At 76.3% G+C, this 14,951-nt stretch carries 12 protein-coding genes and 1 pseudogene; 11 read left to right on the plus strand and 2 right to left on the minus strand.

The genetic code is table 11. The features are described from left to right. Window positions 1-79 precede the first annotated feature (79 nt). From nth to KW076_RS04945, 8 genes and pseudogenes are all read left to right on the plus strand, one after another. Window positions 80-886, plus strand: coding sequence for an endonuclease III (nth, locus tag KW076_RS04910; RefSeq protein WP_224356483.1), 807 nt, complete (start codon window positions 80-82; stop codon window positions 884-886). A gap of 31 nt (window positions 887-917) precedes the next feature. Next, a pseudogene (locus KW076_RS04915) lies at window positions 918-1,282 on the plus strand (LysE/ArgO family amino acid transporter). 22 nt (window positions 1,283-1,304) lie between these two features. Next, window positions 1,305-2,075, plus strand: a complete 771-nt coding sequence (locus KW076_RS04920) for an NUDIX hydrolase (RefSeq protein ID WP_224356484.1) — start codon at window positions 1,305-1,307, stop codon at window positions 2,073-2,075. A gap of 151 nt (window positions 2,076-2,226) precedes the next feature. Next, window positions 2,227-3,570, plus strand: a complete 1,344-nt coding sequence (locus tag KW076_RS04925; RefSeq protein ID WP_224356485.1) for a TadA family conjugal transfer-associated ATPase — start codon at window positions 2,227-2,229, stop codon at window positions 3,568-3,570. After that, window positions 3,567-4,589: a type II secretion system F family protein gene (locus tag KW076_RS04930; RefSeq protein WP_224356486.1), complete on the plus strand. Its 1,023-nt coding sequence runs from the start codon at window positions 3,567-3,569 to the stop codon at window positions 4,587-4,589. Before KW076_RS04925 ends, KW076_RS04930 begins: the two co-directional genes overlap by 4 nt. 215 nt (window positions 4,590-4,804) lie before the next feature. After that, the gene (locus KW076_RS04935; RefSeq protein ID WP_224356487.1) at window positions 4,805-5,038 is read left to right on the plus strand and encodes a DUF4244 domain-containing protein; all 234 of its coding nucleotides are present in this window, start codon (window positions 4,805-4,807) and stop codon (window positions 5,036-5,038) included. Then, the gene (locus tag KW076_RS04940) at window positions 5,031-5,519 is read left to right on the plus strand and encodes a TadE family type IV pilus minor pilin (protein WP_224356488.1); all 489 of its coding nucleotides are present in this window, start codon (window positions 5,031-5,033) and stop codon (window positions 5,517-5,519) included. Before KW076_RS04935 ends, KW076_RS04940 begins: the two co-directional genes overlap by 8 nt. Continuing rightward, window positions 5,516-5,950, plus strand: a complete 435-nt coding sequence (locus tag KW076_RS04945; RefSeq protein ID WP_224356489.1) for a hypothetical protein — start codon at window positions 5,516-5,518, stop codon at window positions 5,948-5,950. The genes KW076_RS04940 and KW076_RS04945 overlap by 4 nt, the downstream gene beginning before the upstream one ends. Here KW076_RS04945 and KW076_RS04950 read toward each other — a convergent pair. Then, window positions 5,940-8,279 carry a DEAD/DEAH box helicase gene (locus KW076_RS04950; RefSeq protein ID WP_434084371.1) on the minus strand — a complete coding sequence of 780 codons (2,340 nt, stop codon included), beginning with the start codon at window positions 8,277-8,279 and terminating at the stop codon, window positions 5,940-5,942. The two genes, KW076_RS04945 and KW076_RS04950, sit on opposite strands and share 11 nt — an antisense overlap. Before the next feature lie 170 nt (window positions 8,280-8,449). Then, window positions 8,450-9,226, minus strand: a complete 777-nt coding sequence (locus tag KW076_RS04955) for a GNAT family N-acetyltransferase (protein WP_224356490.1) — start codon at window positions 9,224-9,226, stop codon at window positions 8,450-8,452. 117 nt (window positions 9,227-9,343) lie between these two features. Here KW076_RS04955 and trhO point away from each other — a divergent pair, with 117 nt between their 5' ends. The 3 genes from trhO (at window position 9,344) to topA (ending at window position 14,949) form a co-directional block, all read left to right on the plus strand. Then, window positions 9,344-10,291, plus strand: a complete 948-nt coding sequence (gene trhO, locus KW076_RS04960) for an oxygen-dependent tRNA uridine(34) hydroxylase TrhO (protein ID WP_224356491.1) — start codon at window positions 9,344-9,346, stop codon at window positions 10,289-10,291. After that, complete coding sequence (locus KW076_RS04965) at window positions 10,288-11,982, plus strand: DUF7059 domain-containing protein (RefSeq protein ID WP_224356492.1); 1,695 nt, start codon at window positions 10,288-10,290, stop codon at window positions 11,980-11,982. Before trhO ends, KW076_RS04965 begins: the two co-directional genes overlap by 4 nt. Before the next feature lie 123 nt (window positions 11,983-12,105). Then, window positions 12,106-14,949 (plus strand): type I DNA topoisomerase, encoded by a 2,844-nt coding sequence (gene topA, locus KW076_RS04970; protein WP_224356493.1) that lies wholly within the window; start codon window positions 12,106-12,108, stop codon window positions 14,947-14,949. The last annotated feature ends 2 nt before the right edge of the window (window positions 14,950-14,951 follow it).

Here is a 14,951-nt window from a genome sequence, read left to right on the forward strand (position 1 = left end):
TCACGTCGCCGGCCCCGCCTCCGTACGATGGCCGGGGCACCCCGGGGAGGGCGCCCGGCGGACGCGACGAGGAGGACCCATGGCCCCGGCCGACACGACGACGCCCACCGGCGAGACGCCCCTGGCCCTGACCCGGCGGGCCCGGCGGATCGACCGTGCCCTGGCCGAGGCGTACCCGTACGCGGTGGCGGAGCTCGACTTCGAGACCCCGTTCGAGCTGCTCGTGGCCACCGTGCTCTCCGCCCAGACCACGGACGTGCGCGTGAACGCCGTCACCCCGGCGCTGTTCGCCCGGTTCCCCGACGCCGTCGCCATGGCGGGCGCCGACGAGGTCGAGCTGCAGGAGCTCGTGCGCCCCACCGGCTTCTACAAGAACAAGGCGTCGGCGGTCCTGCGCCTGTCCCGGGAGCTCGTGGAGCGCTTCGACGGGGAGGTGCCGGATCGCCTCGAGGACCTGGTGACCCTGCCCGGCGTCGGGCGGAAGACGGCGTTCGTGGTGCTCGGCAACGCGTTCGGACGACCCGGGATCACCGTGGACACGCACTTCGGACGGCTGGCCCGCCGGCTGGGGTTCACGGAGGAGACCGATCCCGTGAAGGTGGAGCACGCCGTCGCCGCCCTGTTCCCGCCGAGGGACTGGACGATGCTCTCCCACCACCTCGTGTTCCACGGGCGACGCGTGTGCCACGCCCGGAAGCCGGCGTGCGGGGCGTGCCCGATCGCCCGCTGGTGCCCCTCCTACGGGGCGGGGGAGACCGAGCCGGAGGCGGCCCGCGCACTGCTCTCCTACGAGCTCAAGCCGGGTCGGGAGGAGCTGCTCGCCCGCATGCGGGCCGGCGCCACCCGCCGCCAGCTGCGTGACGAGGGATGGACGCTGGAGGCCTGAGGCGGCCGGGGGGCCGCTAGGGTCGGGCCCCATGTGGACCCACGCCCTCACCGGACTGCTCGCCGGGCTCGCGCTGATCGTCGCGATCGGTGCCCAGAACGCCTTCGTGCTGCGCCAGGGCGTGCGCCGCGAGCACGTCGGGCTGGTGGTCCTGGTCTGCCTGCTCTCCGACGCCGTGCTGATCGCCGCCGGCACCGCGGGCGTGGGCGTCCTGGTGACCGCGGTGCCGTGGCTGCTGGAGGCGCTGCGCTGGGGTCCGTGCTGTGGTTCTCCGCTCTCGGCTACGGTGCTCGCCTGCTGGCCACGCCCCTCGCCAGCCCGACCGCCTGGCGGGTGCTCGACAGCGTGATCGCCGTCGTCATGGCCGTGCTGGCGGTGCGGCTGCTCGTGGGGTGAGCCGCGGGCTAGCGTGGGGCGCATGAGCATCCCGCCCCTGCCCCCGTCCTCGCCCTCCTCCGCCCGCGCGGACCTGCAGCGGATCGTGGCCGAGCACGGCGTGGCCCCCGTCGCCGGCGACGACGAGGCGGGCCTCACGACGATCCCGGCGTCGTCCGTTCGGGTCTGGGGCTTCGACTGGCCCCAGGCGGCTCGCCCCCGCGCGTCGGCCGTGCTGATCCTCGTGGGCGAGCTCGACGACGTCCCGGCCGCCCACGACGGGCGCGCGTGCGGGGTGAGTCCCGCCGTGGACGTGCTGCTGACCCAGCGCGCCGCCGGCCTGCGCACCCACGCGGGCCAGGTCGCGTTCCCGGGCGGCGGGGTGGAGGCCCAGGACGCCGACGTGGTGGCGACCGCCCTGCGCGAGGCGCAGGAGGAGACCGGCCTGGACCCGGCGGGCGTCGAGGTGCTCGGCGTGCTGCCCGCGGTGCCCGTGGTGGTCTCCGGGTACGTGGTGCACCCCGTGATCGGCTGGTGGCGGGACCCCTCCCGCGTGGCCGTCGTGGACCACAACGAGGCCACGGCCGTGTTCCGGGTGCCCGTGGCGGACCTCGCCGCCCCCGCGAACCGGGTGCGGGTGCGGCGCCCGGGGGGCCGGCGCGGCGAGACCCCCGGGTTCCTGGCCGGCGACCGCCTGGTGTGGGGCTTCACCGCGGCGCTGCTCAGCCGGGTCCTCGAGCTGGCCGGCTGGGACGAGCCCTGGGCGGGCGCCCCGCTGATCGACGCCGGCAGCCGCGCGGTCCTCGAGGGCTGAGCGGGGCGGAGGCGGGGACGGCGCGGACCTCTCCTGCACAGGGTGCCGCGGCCCGGCGCGTCGTCCACGGCAGCAGGACGGGGCCGAGCGGGCGGGTACGGCTCGGGGCTGGAATGGCGGGACCCGTCTCCGAGCCGACGCAGGAGGGACCATGCCCGCCTGGGTGCCCGACGCCCCCCGCCCCGCCCGCCGCCCCGCGCTGCTGCCGGCGGGCCTGAGCCTGCCGGCTCCGCTCCTCCCGGACCTGCGCCGAGTCGGCCGGCGTCGTCCGGGCTCTGACCGGGGAGAGCCCGCCCACGTCGGTCCAGACCCCGACGCCCGACTGCGCCGCGCCGTGGCCGAGGCCCAGGCCCGCGCGGACCCCCATGCGCCCCCGCCACTGCGCGAGACCGTGAGCCGTGCGCTCGCGGACCTCGCGGCCGAGGACGGGGACACACCGCCGTCGGGATGTCCCCGGCCCGCGGGCCTGCGAGACCCGGACGCGGTGCTGGAGGAGCTCGTGGGCTTCGGTCCGCTGGCTCCGTGGGTGCGCCGGACCGGGGTCACGGACGTGCTGGTCGACGCCGCCGGCAGCGTGTGGACGGACGGCGTCGAGGGGTTGGTCCGCCGCCCGCTGATCCTGCCGGAGCCGACGGCCCGCGCCCTCGCGGTGCGGCTCATCGGGCTGGCCGGCCGTCGCCTGGACCCCGCGTGCCCCGTGGCCGACGCGCGCGTGGACGGGGTGCGCGTGCACGCGGTCCTGCCGCCCGTCAGCGGCGGCGGCACCGTCCTGAGCCTGCGCGTGCCCGCCGCCGAGCCGCCGTCGCTCGACGCCCTCGCCGCCGACTGGCCGGACGGGGAGAGGTGGCGGGACGCCGTCGTCGCCCTGGTGCGCGGGCGGGCGAGCGTGCTGGTCAGCGGGGCCACCGGCACCGGCAAGACGACCCTCCTGGCCGCCGCGCTCGGCCTGGCGGGTGCGGACGAGCGGATCGTGCTCGTCGAGGACACCGCCGAGGCCGCCCCGGCGCATCCCCACGTGATCTCACTGCAGGCCCGTGCCCCCACCGCGGACGGCGCCGGGGAGGTCACGCTCGCCGAGCTGATCCGGCAGGCCCTGCGCATGCGCCCCGACCGCCTGGTGGTGGGCGAGTGCCGCGGCCCCGAGGTCGCGGACCTGCTCACCGCCCTCAACACGGGACACCAGGGCGCGTGGGGCACCCTGCACGCCAACGCCGCCGCCGACGTCCCCGCGCGCCTGGCCGCGATGGGCGCCCTGGCCGGGTGGTCCGCCTCCGCGGTGGCCGCGCAGGCACGCGCCGGCGTGGACGCCGTCCTCCACGTGCGCCGGGACGGCCGCGGCCGCCACCCCGTGGAGCTCGCCGTGCCGGCGCCCGCCGCCCATCCCGACGCGCCGCTCAGTGTGCTCCCCGCCCTGACCTGGGACGGCGGCGGCACCCGCGCGGGCCCGGGCCTCGAGGTCCTCGAGGCCCGCCTGTCCGGCCGGGGGCACGGGTGATCGCCCTGCCCGGCAGGGCGGAGGAGCGCGCCGAGGAACGGGCCCAGGAGGTCGTCGAGGCGCTGCGCCGCTGGGCCGGGCTCACGGCGGCCGGGATGACGCCGGCCGAGGCGTGGACGGCGGTCGCCCAGGCGTCCTCCCCGTGCGGGCGCCCGACGCCGGGATGCTGCCCGCGCCACGAGGCCCTGCGCCGCGCGGCCCTCGCCCGATGGGGCGGGCCCGGCCGTGGCGCGGAGGGCGGTCAGCCGCGGCCCGGGGAGCGCTCGCCGTGGGACCTGGCGGACGCGGCGCTCGCGGCCGCCGCCCGGGCGGGCGCGTCGTTCTCCCGGACGGCGGCCCGGCTCGCCGACGCCCTGGAGGCCGACGTGGACGCCTCCCGGGCCCGCCGCACGGCCGCCGCCGGCCCCCGGGCGACCGCGCGTCTGCTGTCCTGGCTCCCGGTCGGCGGGCTCGGCCTGGCCTGGCTGCTGGGCATGGGACCGGCCGACCTGCTCGCCACCGGGTTCGGCTGGGTGCTGCTGGTGCTCGGCGGCGTCCTCACCGCAGCGGGCCGGGCCTGGACCCGGCTCGCGCTGCGCCGCGGTGCCCGGCCGCTCGGGGAGGCGAGCCCGGGCGTCGTCGTGGACGTGGCCGCTGTGCTGCTGGGCGCGGGCCGCTCCCTGCCGGCCGCCCTCGACGACGTCTCCGCGCACCTGCCGGGCGCCGCCGATCTGCGGGTGGTGGCCGTGCTGCTGCGCTGGGGCGCGGACTGGGACGAGGCCTGGGCCCCGGTGACGGAGGAGCCGCGGTGGGCGGCCCTGGGGGAGCGCCTGCGGCCCCTGCACCGCACCGGCATGGCCGGGGAGGCGGTGCTGCACCAGACGGCCGCGGCCCTCCGGCAGGAGACCCGGCGCGCCGACGAGCGCGGCGCCGAGGAGCTGGCCGTGCGGTTGGTCGTGCCGCTGGGTCTGTGCCAGCTGCCGGCGTTCGTCTGCTGGGGCGTTGCGCCGATGGCGCTGGCGCTGCTGGGTGCCCGGTGAACGGCGGCCCCATGCGGGCGGGCAGGGACGAGGCCGATCGCTCCTGCACAGGTCGCCGCACCCCGGAGCGCCGTCCACGGATCCGGGGCGGGGCCGCGCACCGGCCGGGACCGGCGCCGCAGGCTGGAGGAGGCGGCCCACCCGGGGCGCCACCAGCAGGACCCGCACACCGACGGCCCGGCGAACGGCGCCGGACCACCCCAGGAGGGAACACCATGACCCACAACTCCACCGCCCTGACCGAGACCCTCGTGCCGCTCGTCGGCCCGCAGCGCGCCGCCGCCCTCGCCACCTGGGCGGAGGACGAGACCGGCGCCCAGACCGCCGAGTACGGCATCCTCACGCTCGCCGCGGTCGGCTTCGCCGGCGTGCTGGCCGTCGTCCTCACCAGCCCCGAGGTGCGCGAGCTGCTCGTGGACCTCGTCTCCCAGGCCCTGCAGCGTGGCTGACCTCCCCGCGGAGGCCCCCCGGCCCGGGCGCCTCCGCGGCGCCCGGGCCGGGGCGTCGGGGACGGTGGCATTCCGGGACGCCGAGCGCGGGGAGGGGGAGCGCGGCGCCGTGACGGCCGAGTACGCGGTGCTGCTGCCGGCCGCGGTGGCCGTCCTGGTGGCGGTCCTGCTGGCCGGCGTCGCCGCCGTCCACCAGGTCCGTGCCCAGGACGCCGCCGCCTCCGCCGCCCGGATCCTGGCCCGCGGGGACGCCGAGTCCCTCGCCCGGGATGCCGTGGGCCGCATGGCCGGGGGAGACGCCGCCCTCGAGGCCCGCACGGCCGAGGGCTGGGTGACCGTCACGGTCACCCGCCCCGGCCCGGGACCGCTGGCCGCCGTGACCCTCAGCGCCGAGGCCGTCGCGCCCGTGCAGGCGACGTCGCCGACGCCACCGGGGCGGACGCCGGGGATCACCGCCCCCACCGGGGAGGCGGCGCCGTGAGCGGCACCGCGACCGCTCTCGGCACAGCGCTCCTCGGGGCGGGGCTGCTCACCGGGGTGCTGGCCGTCGGCCACGCGTCCGCCACCGCCGCCCGGGCCTCGGGCGCCGCCGACCTCGCGGCGCTGGCCGCCTCCGACGCCCGGCGCGGCCTCGGTGCGGTCCCGGACGCCGGGGTCCTCGAGCCGTGCCCGCTGGCAGAGGAGAGCGCGCGGCGCAACGGCGCGGAGGTCACCGAGTGCGTGCTCCTGCCGGACGGCTCCGTGCGCGTGGCCGTCGTCATCGCGGCGGACCCGCTGCCGGCGAGCACCGCCGTCGCCGTGGCCGGGCCCCCGGTGGGGCCGCGCGGCCCGGTTGCCGGCCCGGGCCGCGACGATGCCCCGGAGGACGCGCCGGACACCCCCGGCGCACCGCCCGAGGCGGCTACGCCGTGACGTCCGGTAGGTGTGCGGGGACCTCGATGAGGCCGTCGAAGCGCTCGGCCAGGAACCGCAGGACGGTCAGCGCGCCGGCCTTGTCCAGGGGGCTGTTCCGGTTGCCGCACTTGGGCGACTGCACGCAGGACGGACAGCCCTCCGCACACTCGCACGCGGCGATCGCCCCGGCCGTGGCCTCCACCCAGCGGCGAGCCTGGGCGAAGCCGCGCTCGGCGAACCCGGCCCCGCCCGGGCGCCCGTCGTACACGAACACCGTGGGCACCCCGGTGTCCGGGTGCAGCACCATCGAGACGCCGCCGATGTCCCAGCGGTCGTTCGAGGCGACCAGCGGCATCATGCCGATCATCGCGTGCTCCGCGGCGTGCAGGGCGCCGGGCAGCCGGTCCATGGTGAGCCCCGCGGCCACGAGCTCCTCGGAGGCGGCCTGGAACCACACGGCGGACGTGAACAGGTCCCGGGCGGGCAGGTCCAAGGGCTCTTCACCGAGCACCTCCCCGGAGAGCAGCGCCTTGCGCTGGAAGGAGATCACCTGCGTGGTCACCTGCACGTCGCCCAGGCACCAGCGCAGGGAGGACCCGGCGGCGTCGAGGCGCCGGTGCACGGCCACGATCTCGATCTCCGTGACGTCCCGGGCCTGCGTCGTGAAGTCCGGCCACGCCCGCTGCACGAGCACCGCGTGCGCGTCCTCGTCGAGGTCCTCCACCAGGAAGGTGCGGTCCTGATGCACGTACACCGCGCCCGGATGCGCCTGGTAGTGGGTCTGCGGGGAGTCCATGGTGCCCAGCAGCGCGCCCGACTCGACGTCGATGATGTCCATGGGCCCGCCGCCGTCGTCGCGCAGGGAGACCAGGGACGCCGCGTGCTCCGTGTGCGTCCAGAACCAGCCCGCCGGCCGCCGCCGCAGCAGCCCCTGCTCGACGAGGACGTCCAGCAGCTCCCGCACCCGCTCCGGGCCGCCGAACCAGGGCAGGTCCTCGGGGCGCAGCGGCAGCTCCGCGGCGGCCGCGCACAGCTGCGGTCCCAGCAGGTGCGGGTTCGCGGGGTCCAGCACCGTGTCCTCCACGCCCAGGTCGAACACCGCCCCCGGGTGCTCCACCACGAACGTGTCCAGGGGGTCGTCGGAGGCCACGAAGAACGCCAGCGCGTCCTGGCCGCCGCGCCCGGCCCGGCCGATCTGCTGGAAGAACGACGCGCGGGTCCCCGGCCAGCCCGCCACCACCACGGCGTCCAGGCCCGCCACGTCGATGCCCATCTCCAGGGCTGGGGTGGAGGCCATGCCCAGCAGCCGCCCGGAGCGCAGGGCCTCCTCCAGGGCGCGCCGCTCCTCCGGAAGGTAGCCGGAACGGTAGGCCGCGATGCGCGAGCCCAGCCCGGCCTCGACCTCCTCGAGCTGGCGCTTGGCGGCGCCGGCGATGGTCTCCGCGCCGCGCCGGGACTTGATGAACGCGAGCGTCCGGACCTGCTGCAGGGCCAGGTCCGTGAGCAGGTCGGCCGCGGTGGCGGTGGCGGAGCGGCGCACCGGCGCCCCGTTCTCCCCGCGACGGTCCGTCAGCTCCGGTTCCCAGAACGCGACGTGCACCGCACCGTGGGGAGAGGCGTCCTCCGTCACGGCCTCCACCTCCCCGGGGGCGGCGCCGATGAGCGTGGCGAGGTGCTCGGCCGGGGCCGCGGAGGTCGCCGAGGCGCCGATGAACACGGTCTCCGGCCGCTCACCCCGATAGTGGGCCACCACACGGCGCAGCCGGCGCAGCAGGATCCCCACCTGCGATCCGAACACGCCGCGGTAGGTGTGGGACTCGTCCAGCACCACGTAGGCGAGGTTGCGGAAGAACACGGCCCACCGCTCGTGGTGGGGCAGGATCCCCACGTGCAGCATGTCCGGGTTGGTCAGCAGCACGTTCGCGTGCTCGCGGGCCCAGATCCGGTCCTGGGGGGCGGTGTCGCCGTCGTAGGGCGCGGCGCGCAGCCAGGCGGCGCCGTCCCGCTCCAGGGCACGCCAGGAGGCCAGCTGGTCCGCCGCGAGCGCCTTGGTGGGCGCCAGGTACAGGACGGTCGCCCGCGGGTCGGCCGCGAGCGTGGCGCCCACGGCGAGCTGATAGGCCAGGGACTTGCCCGATGCCGTGCCCGTCGCCAGGACGGTGTGCCGCCCGGCCAGCGCCGCGGCCGTCCCGCGTGCCTGGTGCTCCCAGGGGGCCTGCACGCCGCGAGCGGCGAAGGCCCGCACCAGCCCGGCGGGAGTGCCGGCCGGCCAGGGGGCTGACCGCGGGGTGCGGGCCGGGATCGTGGTGACGTGGCGGATCTGCGCCGGCAGGGATCGACGTCCCAGCGCGGCCGCGAACGCCGCCCGCGCCTCGGGATCACCTGTGGCGAGTTCCTGGGGCGGCTCCCAGCCCGGCCCGCCGGGAGCGGGCGTGGGCACGTCCCGTGCGGAGCGGTCCTCCGCCGGGCCGCGAGCGGCCCACGGGTCGTCGTCGGGCCAGGGGACCGGGCCGCCGGTCACCGGGCCATCGTGCCGGTGTGCTCCGCCCCGGGGGCCTCGCCGTCGGCGCGGGTCCAGATGCGCACGGGGCCCAGGTCGGTCCAGCCGAGGTGGCCGTAGAGCTTCTGCCCGTCCGGGGAGGCGACCAGCAGACCCCGCTCGAGCTCGTCGTCCGCCCCGAGCGCCTCGCTGGTGAGGTGGCGCATGACCAGGCTGCCCAGGCCGCGGCGGCGGTGGTCCGGGGAGGTCCAGATGCGGTCGAACACGGCGGTCTCGCCCTCGAACGTCACCCAGCCCAGCGCGGCGAGCTCCTCCTCGCCCTCCGGGACGCCCGACAGGGCGCCGGCGGCGTAGAACCGGACGCGGCGCGAGCCGGGCCGCGGCTCGTCCACGTGCGCCTCGTAGCCCTCGGGCAGCAGCGGCGGCTCCACGTCCTGGACCTCGCGGTCCAGCTCCATGGACATGAACCGCTCGGGCAGCACGGCCGAGTGCAGGCCCGCGGACGTCAGGTCCTGGTCGGTCTCGCCGAAGACCGTGACCAGGCGGTCCGGCTGCTCCTCCAGGGACGCCAGGGCCGGGGCCAGGGCGTCGGCGTCGGGGGAGACGAGGACGTGCTCCCACGTGGTGGGGATGTCCATCGCGGCGCGGCCGGCGCCGCCGGGGATGCGCTGCGCCGAGCGCTTCTTGCGCAGGGCCGAGCGCATGCCGTCCTCGATGCGGGTCTCATAGCCTCGGGAGCGGGACCACGCGGCGAACCACGTGCCCACCAGGGTGTCGTCGATGCTCTGCGTCATGGTTCAGAGGGTACGGGCGGCGCACGCCGGGGGCCATGCCCCCCGCGTGATCGTCGTCACATCGTGACGCGGGGGACGTCCGGCCCCGCGCGGCCGCCCCGACTACGCTCGGATCCGATGACCGCCGCCGCCCCCGCCGCCCCGACGCCGCTCCCCGCCCCCGGAGGGCCGGGCCGGATCGCGCTGTACTACCGGTTCACGCCCCTGGCCGACCCGGAGGCCGTGCGGCTGTGGCAGCGGACCCTGGCCGTCTCCCTCGGGCTGGCCGGGCGGATCATCGTCTCCCCGCAGGGCATCAACGGCACCGTCGGCGGGCCCGCGGAGGCGGTGAAGCGCTACGTCCGCGGCACCCGCGAGCACCCGGCGTTCCGGGGCCTGGAGGTGACGTGGTCGGACGGCTCGGCCGCGGACTTCCCGCGGCTGTCCGTGAAGGTCCGCCCCGAGCTGGTGGCCTTCGGCGCCCCCGAACGGATCCGCGTGGACGAGCACGGCGTCGTCGGCACCGGCGAGCACCTGCCCGCGGATCAGCTCCACGCCCTCGTGGCCGAGCGCGCCGCCCAGGGGCGCCCCGTCCGTTTCCTCGACGGGCGCAACAGCGTGGAGGCCGCCATCGGCCGGTTCGAGGACGCCGTCATCCCGGCGGCGCACACCACGCGCGACCTGCTGGAGGCCGTGGACTCCGGCTCCCTCGACCACCTCAAGGACCAGCCCGTGGTCACGTACTGCACGGGCGGCGTCCGCTGCGAGGTGCTCTCCGCGCTGCTCAAGGACCGCGGATTCTCCGAGGTCTACCAGCTCGACGGCGGGATCGTCCGCTACGGCGAGGCCCACGGCGACGCCGGGCTCTGGCACGGCCGCCTCGCCGTGTTCGACCGCCGCCTCTCCCTGGCCTTCACCGACGGCGCGGAGACGCTCGGCCGGTGCGTCACCTGCGGCGGGGCCACGTCCCACCTGGCCAACTGCGCCGACCCCGCCTGCACCACCCTTCAGGTGCGCTGCCCGGACTGCGTGGCCGCCCATCCCGACCACGTCTGCCCCCGCTGCCTCGAGAGGACCCCCGCATGAGCCTGCCCGCCCCGCACCTGAGCCCCGCCGCGGCCGCCGCACTCGCGGCCGACCTCACCGCCCTGCCGTACACGACCGACGTCGTGGAGACGCTGCTCGGACCCGTGGCCACCGCGGCCCTGGACCGCGAGCACGCCGTGGCCGCGCGCCGCGTGGTCGCCGGGGTCCTCGCCGCGCCCGCCGCGCGCGATGCCGCCGCCGCCTCCCGCCCGCTGGCCGCGGTGGTCGGCGCCTTCATGCTGGGCGAGCCCGTCCCCGCGGCCGACCTCGCCGCCGCCCTGCCCGCGCTGGGGCTGGACGGGGCCGTGGAGGCGGGGCTCGTCGTCCTCGACGGGGCCGATACGGGAGCCGAGAGGGCACGCGCCACCGTGGACCTCTCGCCCTATGCCGCGGACGAGCCCGGGCCGATGTGGGTGGCCTCGGACCAGACCGCGCTGCAGCGCCGCGGACCGCTGCCGGAGGACCACGTGCTCGGCATCGGCCGGGCCTCCCTCACGCTGGCCGGGGCCACGCAGCGCCGGCCGGTCGCCCGGGCCCTGGACCTGGGCGTGGGCTGCGGCGTCCAGACCCTTCACCTGCTGGCCCACGCCGAGCACGTCACCGCCACGGACCTCTCCGAGCGCGCCCTCGACTTCACCCGGTTCAACCTCCTGCTCAACGCGGACGTCCTCCGCCTGGACCGGGAGCGCCTGGAGGATCGGGTCCGCCTGGCCGCCGGGGACCTGCTCGGGCCGGTGGCGGGGGAGCGGTTCGACCTGGTCGTCTCCAATCCGCCGTTCGTCATCACCCCGCGCACCGATCCCGACGCTCCCGTGCTCACCTACCGGGACGGAGGCCGCGAGGGGGATCGACTCGTCGCCGAGCTGATCGCCGCCCTGCCGGAGCACCTCGTCGAGGGCGGCACCGCGCAGCTGCTCGCCAACTGGGAGATTCCCGCAGGAGCGGCCGAGATCCCCGCGGGAGCGGCCGAGGTCCCCGCGGGAGACGACGCCCCTCCTGCTTGGGACGCGCGCCCCCGGTCCTGGGTGGGCCCCGGGATGCAGGCGTGGTTCGTCCAGCGGGACCGGCAGGACCCGGCCGGCTACGCCGAGACGTGGCTGCAGGACTCGTCCCTCGAGCTGGACCCGGCCGCCTACGAGGCCGCGTACCGCGGCTACCTGGACGACTTCGCGGCCCGCGGGGTCACCGGGGTGGGCTTCGGGCACGTGTGGCTGCGCCGCCCCGCCGCGGACCGCTCGCAGGGCCGAGCGTGGACGGTCGCCGAGGAGCTGACCCAGCCGCTCGACGAGGCCCTCGGCACGGCCTGGGCGGCCGCCGTCGCCCGCCGGGACCGGCTCGCCGCCGGACCGGAGGCGGGGGCGACCGACGCCGTCGTCACCGGTGACCCCGCCCTGGCCGCGCTGCGCGGCCTGCACCTGCGCGTGGCCGAGGACGTCACGGAGGAGCGGCACTCCCGGTTCGGCGCCGAGCATCCTGAGGTCATCCTGGCCCGTCAGGGCGCGGGCTTCCGGCGCACCGCCCGCCTGGACACCGCCACGGCGGGCGTCCTGTCCGCCAGCGACGGCGAGCTGTCCGTGGGGCAGCTGGTCGGCGCGGTGGCGGCCCTGCTGGAGCTGGACGACGCCGGCCGAGCCGGACTGCTGGCGGCCGTCCGGGAACTCCATGAGGACGGCTTCCTGCTCGAGGCCTGAGCGTCCGGGGCGGGGTCGGGTCCCGCCGGTGTGGCTAGTGTGGGGGGACTGGACCATAGGATGACGGCGCGCAGGCCCGCCGTCCGGCGGTCCCGTGCCCGTCCGTCCGAGGAGGAACCCCCCGTGCCCACTGCATCCGCGTCGACGTCCAGCTCCGTGCCCCAGGGCAAGAAGCTGGTCATCGTGGAGTCCCCGGCCAAGAGCAAGTCGATCGCGAAGTACCTCAACGCGGTCGGCGAGGGCTGGGTGGTGGACTCGTCCGTGGGGCACATCCGCGACCTCCCCAAGCCCTCGGATCTGCCCGCGGACATGAAGAAGGGCCCGTACGGCAAGTTCGCGGTGGACACGGAGCACGGCTTCACCCCGTACTACGTGGTGCACCCGGACAAGAAGAAGAAGGTCACCGAGCTCAAGCGCGAGCTCAAGGACGCCGAGGCCCTCTACCTGGCCACCGATGCGGACCGCGAGGGCGAGGCCATCGCGTGGCACCTGCTGGACACGCTCAAGCCCAAGGTCCCCGTGTACCGCATGACCTTCGGCGAGATCACCAAGGAGGGCGTGCGCCGCGGTCTGGAGAACATCCGCGAGCTGGACACCCACCTGGTGGACGCCCAGGAGACCCGCCGCATCCTGGACCGCCTCTTCGGCTACGAGCTCTCCCCGGTGCTGTGGCGCAAGGTCTCCCGCGGCCTGTCCGCCGGCCGCGTGCAGTCGGTGGCCACCCGCCTGGTGGTGGAGCGCGAGCGCGAGCGCATGGCGTTCGTGGCCGCGCAGTACTGGGGAGTGGAGGGCACCTTCACCGTGGGCCCGGACGCGAAGGCCGACGGCGCCGCCGGCTCCTCCTTCACCGCCCGCCTGTCCACGGTGGACGGGGCGCGCGTGGCCACGGGCCGCGACTTCGACGACGCCGGGCGCCTCAAGGAGTCCGCCGGCAAGAAGGTGGCGCACCTCGACGAGGCCGCGGCGGCGTCGCTGGCCGAGGGCCTGGACGGCAAGGACTTCACGGTGGACTCCGTGGAGGACAAGCCGTACACCCGCCGTCCGGCCGCTCCATTCACCACCTCCACGCTGCAGCAGGAGGCCTCCCGCAAGCTGCGCATGAGCGCGCGGGTGACCATGCAGGTCGCCCAGCGCCTCTACGAGAACGGCTACATCACCTACATGCGCACCGACTCGGTGAACCTCTCCCAGGAGGCCGTGCAGGCCGCCCGGAGGCAGGCCACCGAGCTCTACGGCCAGGAGTCCGTGCCGACCCAGCCGCGCGTCTACGCCAAGCGCACCGAGAACGCGCAGGAGGCCCACGAGGCCATCCGCCCCGCCGGCGACTCCTTCCGCACGCCCGCCCAGGTCAAGGCGGAGCTGCGTCCGGACGAGTTCCGCCTGTACGAGCTGATCTGGAAGCGCACCGTGGCCTCCCAGATGGCCGACGCCAAGGGCTACACCGCCACCCTGCGCTTCTCCGCGCAGGCCGAGGACGGCCGCACCGCCCAGTTCGCCGCCTCCGGCACCGTGATCACCTTCAAGGGCTTCCTCGACGCCTACGAGGAGGGCCGAGACGCCGAGCCCGAGGAGGAGAAGGACGCCAAGGACCGCCGCCTGCCGCAGGTGGCGGAGGGCGAGACCCTCACCGGCGCCCCCATCCAGCCCACGGGCCACGAGACCACCCCGCCCGCCCGCTACACGGAGGCCTCGATCGTCGCCGAGCTGGAGCGCCGCGAGATCGGCCGCCCGTCCACCTACGCGCCCACGATCTCCACGATCATGGACCGCGGCTACGTGTCCAAGCGCGGCAGCGCCCTGGTCCCGTCCTGGACCGCGTTCGCCGTGATCGGCCTGCTCGAGGACTACTTCGCGAAGTACGTGGACTACGACTTCACGGCGCGCATGGAGGACGACCTCGACCGGATCGCCGCCGGCGAGCTGGCCCGCGAGGCATGGCTGCAGACCTTCTACTTCGGCGCGGACTCCGCGGACACGCAGAAGGGCGTCGAGGGCCTGAAGCACGTGGTGGAGAACCTCGGCGAGATCGACGCCCGGCAGGTCAACTCCCTGCCCGTCACCGAGGACATCACCCTGCGCGTGGGCCAGTACGGCCCCTACCTGGAGCGCCGCCTCCCCGAGGGCGCCGCCGAGGGCACCGCGCCCGAGCGCGCCAACGTGCCCGAGGACCTCGCCCCGGACGAGCTCACCCCCGCCAAGGCGGAGGAGCTCATGGCCGCCGGCGGTGCGGACGAGCGCGAGCTCGGCGTGGACCCGGAGACCGGGCGGACCGTCGTCGCCAAGGACGGCCGGTACGGGCCGTACGTCACCGAGGTGATCCCGGAGATGGGCGAGGAGGAGCTGCAGGCCTGGCTCGACGCCCAGCCCACCGAGTACTACAAGAACGGCAAGCCCAAGCCGAAGAAGAAGCCGGCCAAGGAGAAGCCCCGCACCGGCTCCCTGTTCAAGACGATGTCCGTGGACACCGTCACCCTGGAGCAGGCGCTCCAGCTGATGTCCCTGCCGCGCATCGTCGGCGCCGACGCCGAAGGCGAGGTCATCACCGCGCAGAACGGCCGGTTCGGCCCGTACCTGAAGAAGGGCACCGACTCGCGCTCCCTGGAGTCCGAGGACCAGATCTTCACCGTCACGCAGGAGCAGGCGCTGGAGATCTACGCCCAGCCCAAGCAGCGCGGCCGCGGCACCGCCAAGCCGCCGCTGGCCGAGTTCGGCGAGGACCCGGTCTCCGGCAAGAAGGTCACCGTGAAGGAGGGCCGGTTCGGTCCGTACGTCACGGACGGCGTCACCAACATCACCGTGCCCCGCGGCCGCGCCCCCGAGGAGCTCACGGCCGAGGAGGCCTACCAGCTGCTCGCGGACAAGCGCGCCAAGGGCTCGGCGAAGAAGCCGGCGGCCAAGAAGCCCGCCGCCCGCAAGCCCGCCGCCAAGAAGACGACGACGTCCACCACCACGCGCAAGAAGGCCTGACC

It is taken from the genome of Micrococcus porci, assembly GCF_020097155.1.
GTDB lineage: Bacteria > Actinomycetota > Actinomycetes > Actinomycetales > Micrococcaceae > Micrococcus > Micrococcus porci.

What these genes read in the sequence shown, in the direction of transcription:
- KW076_RS04935 (WP_224356487.1), top strand. Translation starts at nt 4,805, where the DNA reads ATGACCCACAACTCCACCGCCCTGACCGAGACCCTCGTGCCGCTCGTC.
- nth (WP_224356483.1), top strand. Translation starts at nt 80, where the DNA reads ATGGCCCCGGCCGACACGACGACGCCCACCGGCGAGACGCCCCTGGCC.
- trhO (WP_224356491.1), top strand. Translation starts at nt 9,344, where the DNA reads ATGACCGCCGCCGCCCCCGCCGCCCCGACGCCGCTCCCCGCCCCCGGA.
- KW076_RS04925 (WP_224356485.1), top strand. Translation starts at nt 2,227, where the DNA reads ATGCCCGCCTGGGTGCCCGACGCCCCCCGCCCCGCCCGCCGCCCCGCG.
- KW076_RS04965 (WP_224356492.1), top strand. Translation starts at nt 10,288, where the DNA reads ATGAGCCTGCCCGCCCCGCACCTGAGCCCCGCCGCGGCCGCCGCACTC.
- KW076_RS04955 (WP_224356490.1), bottom strand. Translation starts at nt 9,226, where the DNA reads ATGACGCAGAGCATCGACGACACCCTGGTGGGCACGTGGTTCGCCGCG.
- KW076_RS04920 (WP_224356484.1), top strand. Translation starts at nt 1,305, where the DNA reads ATGAGCATCCCGCCCCTGCCCCCGTCCTCGCCCTCCTCCGCCCGCGCG.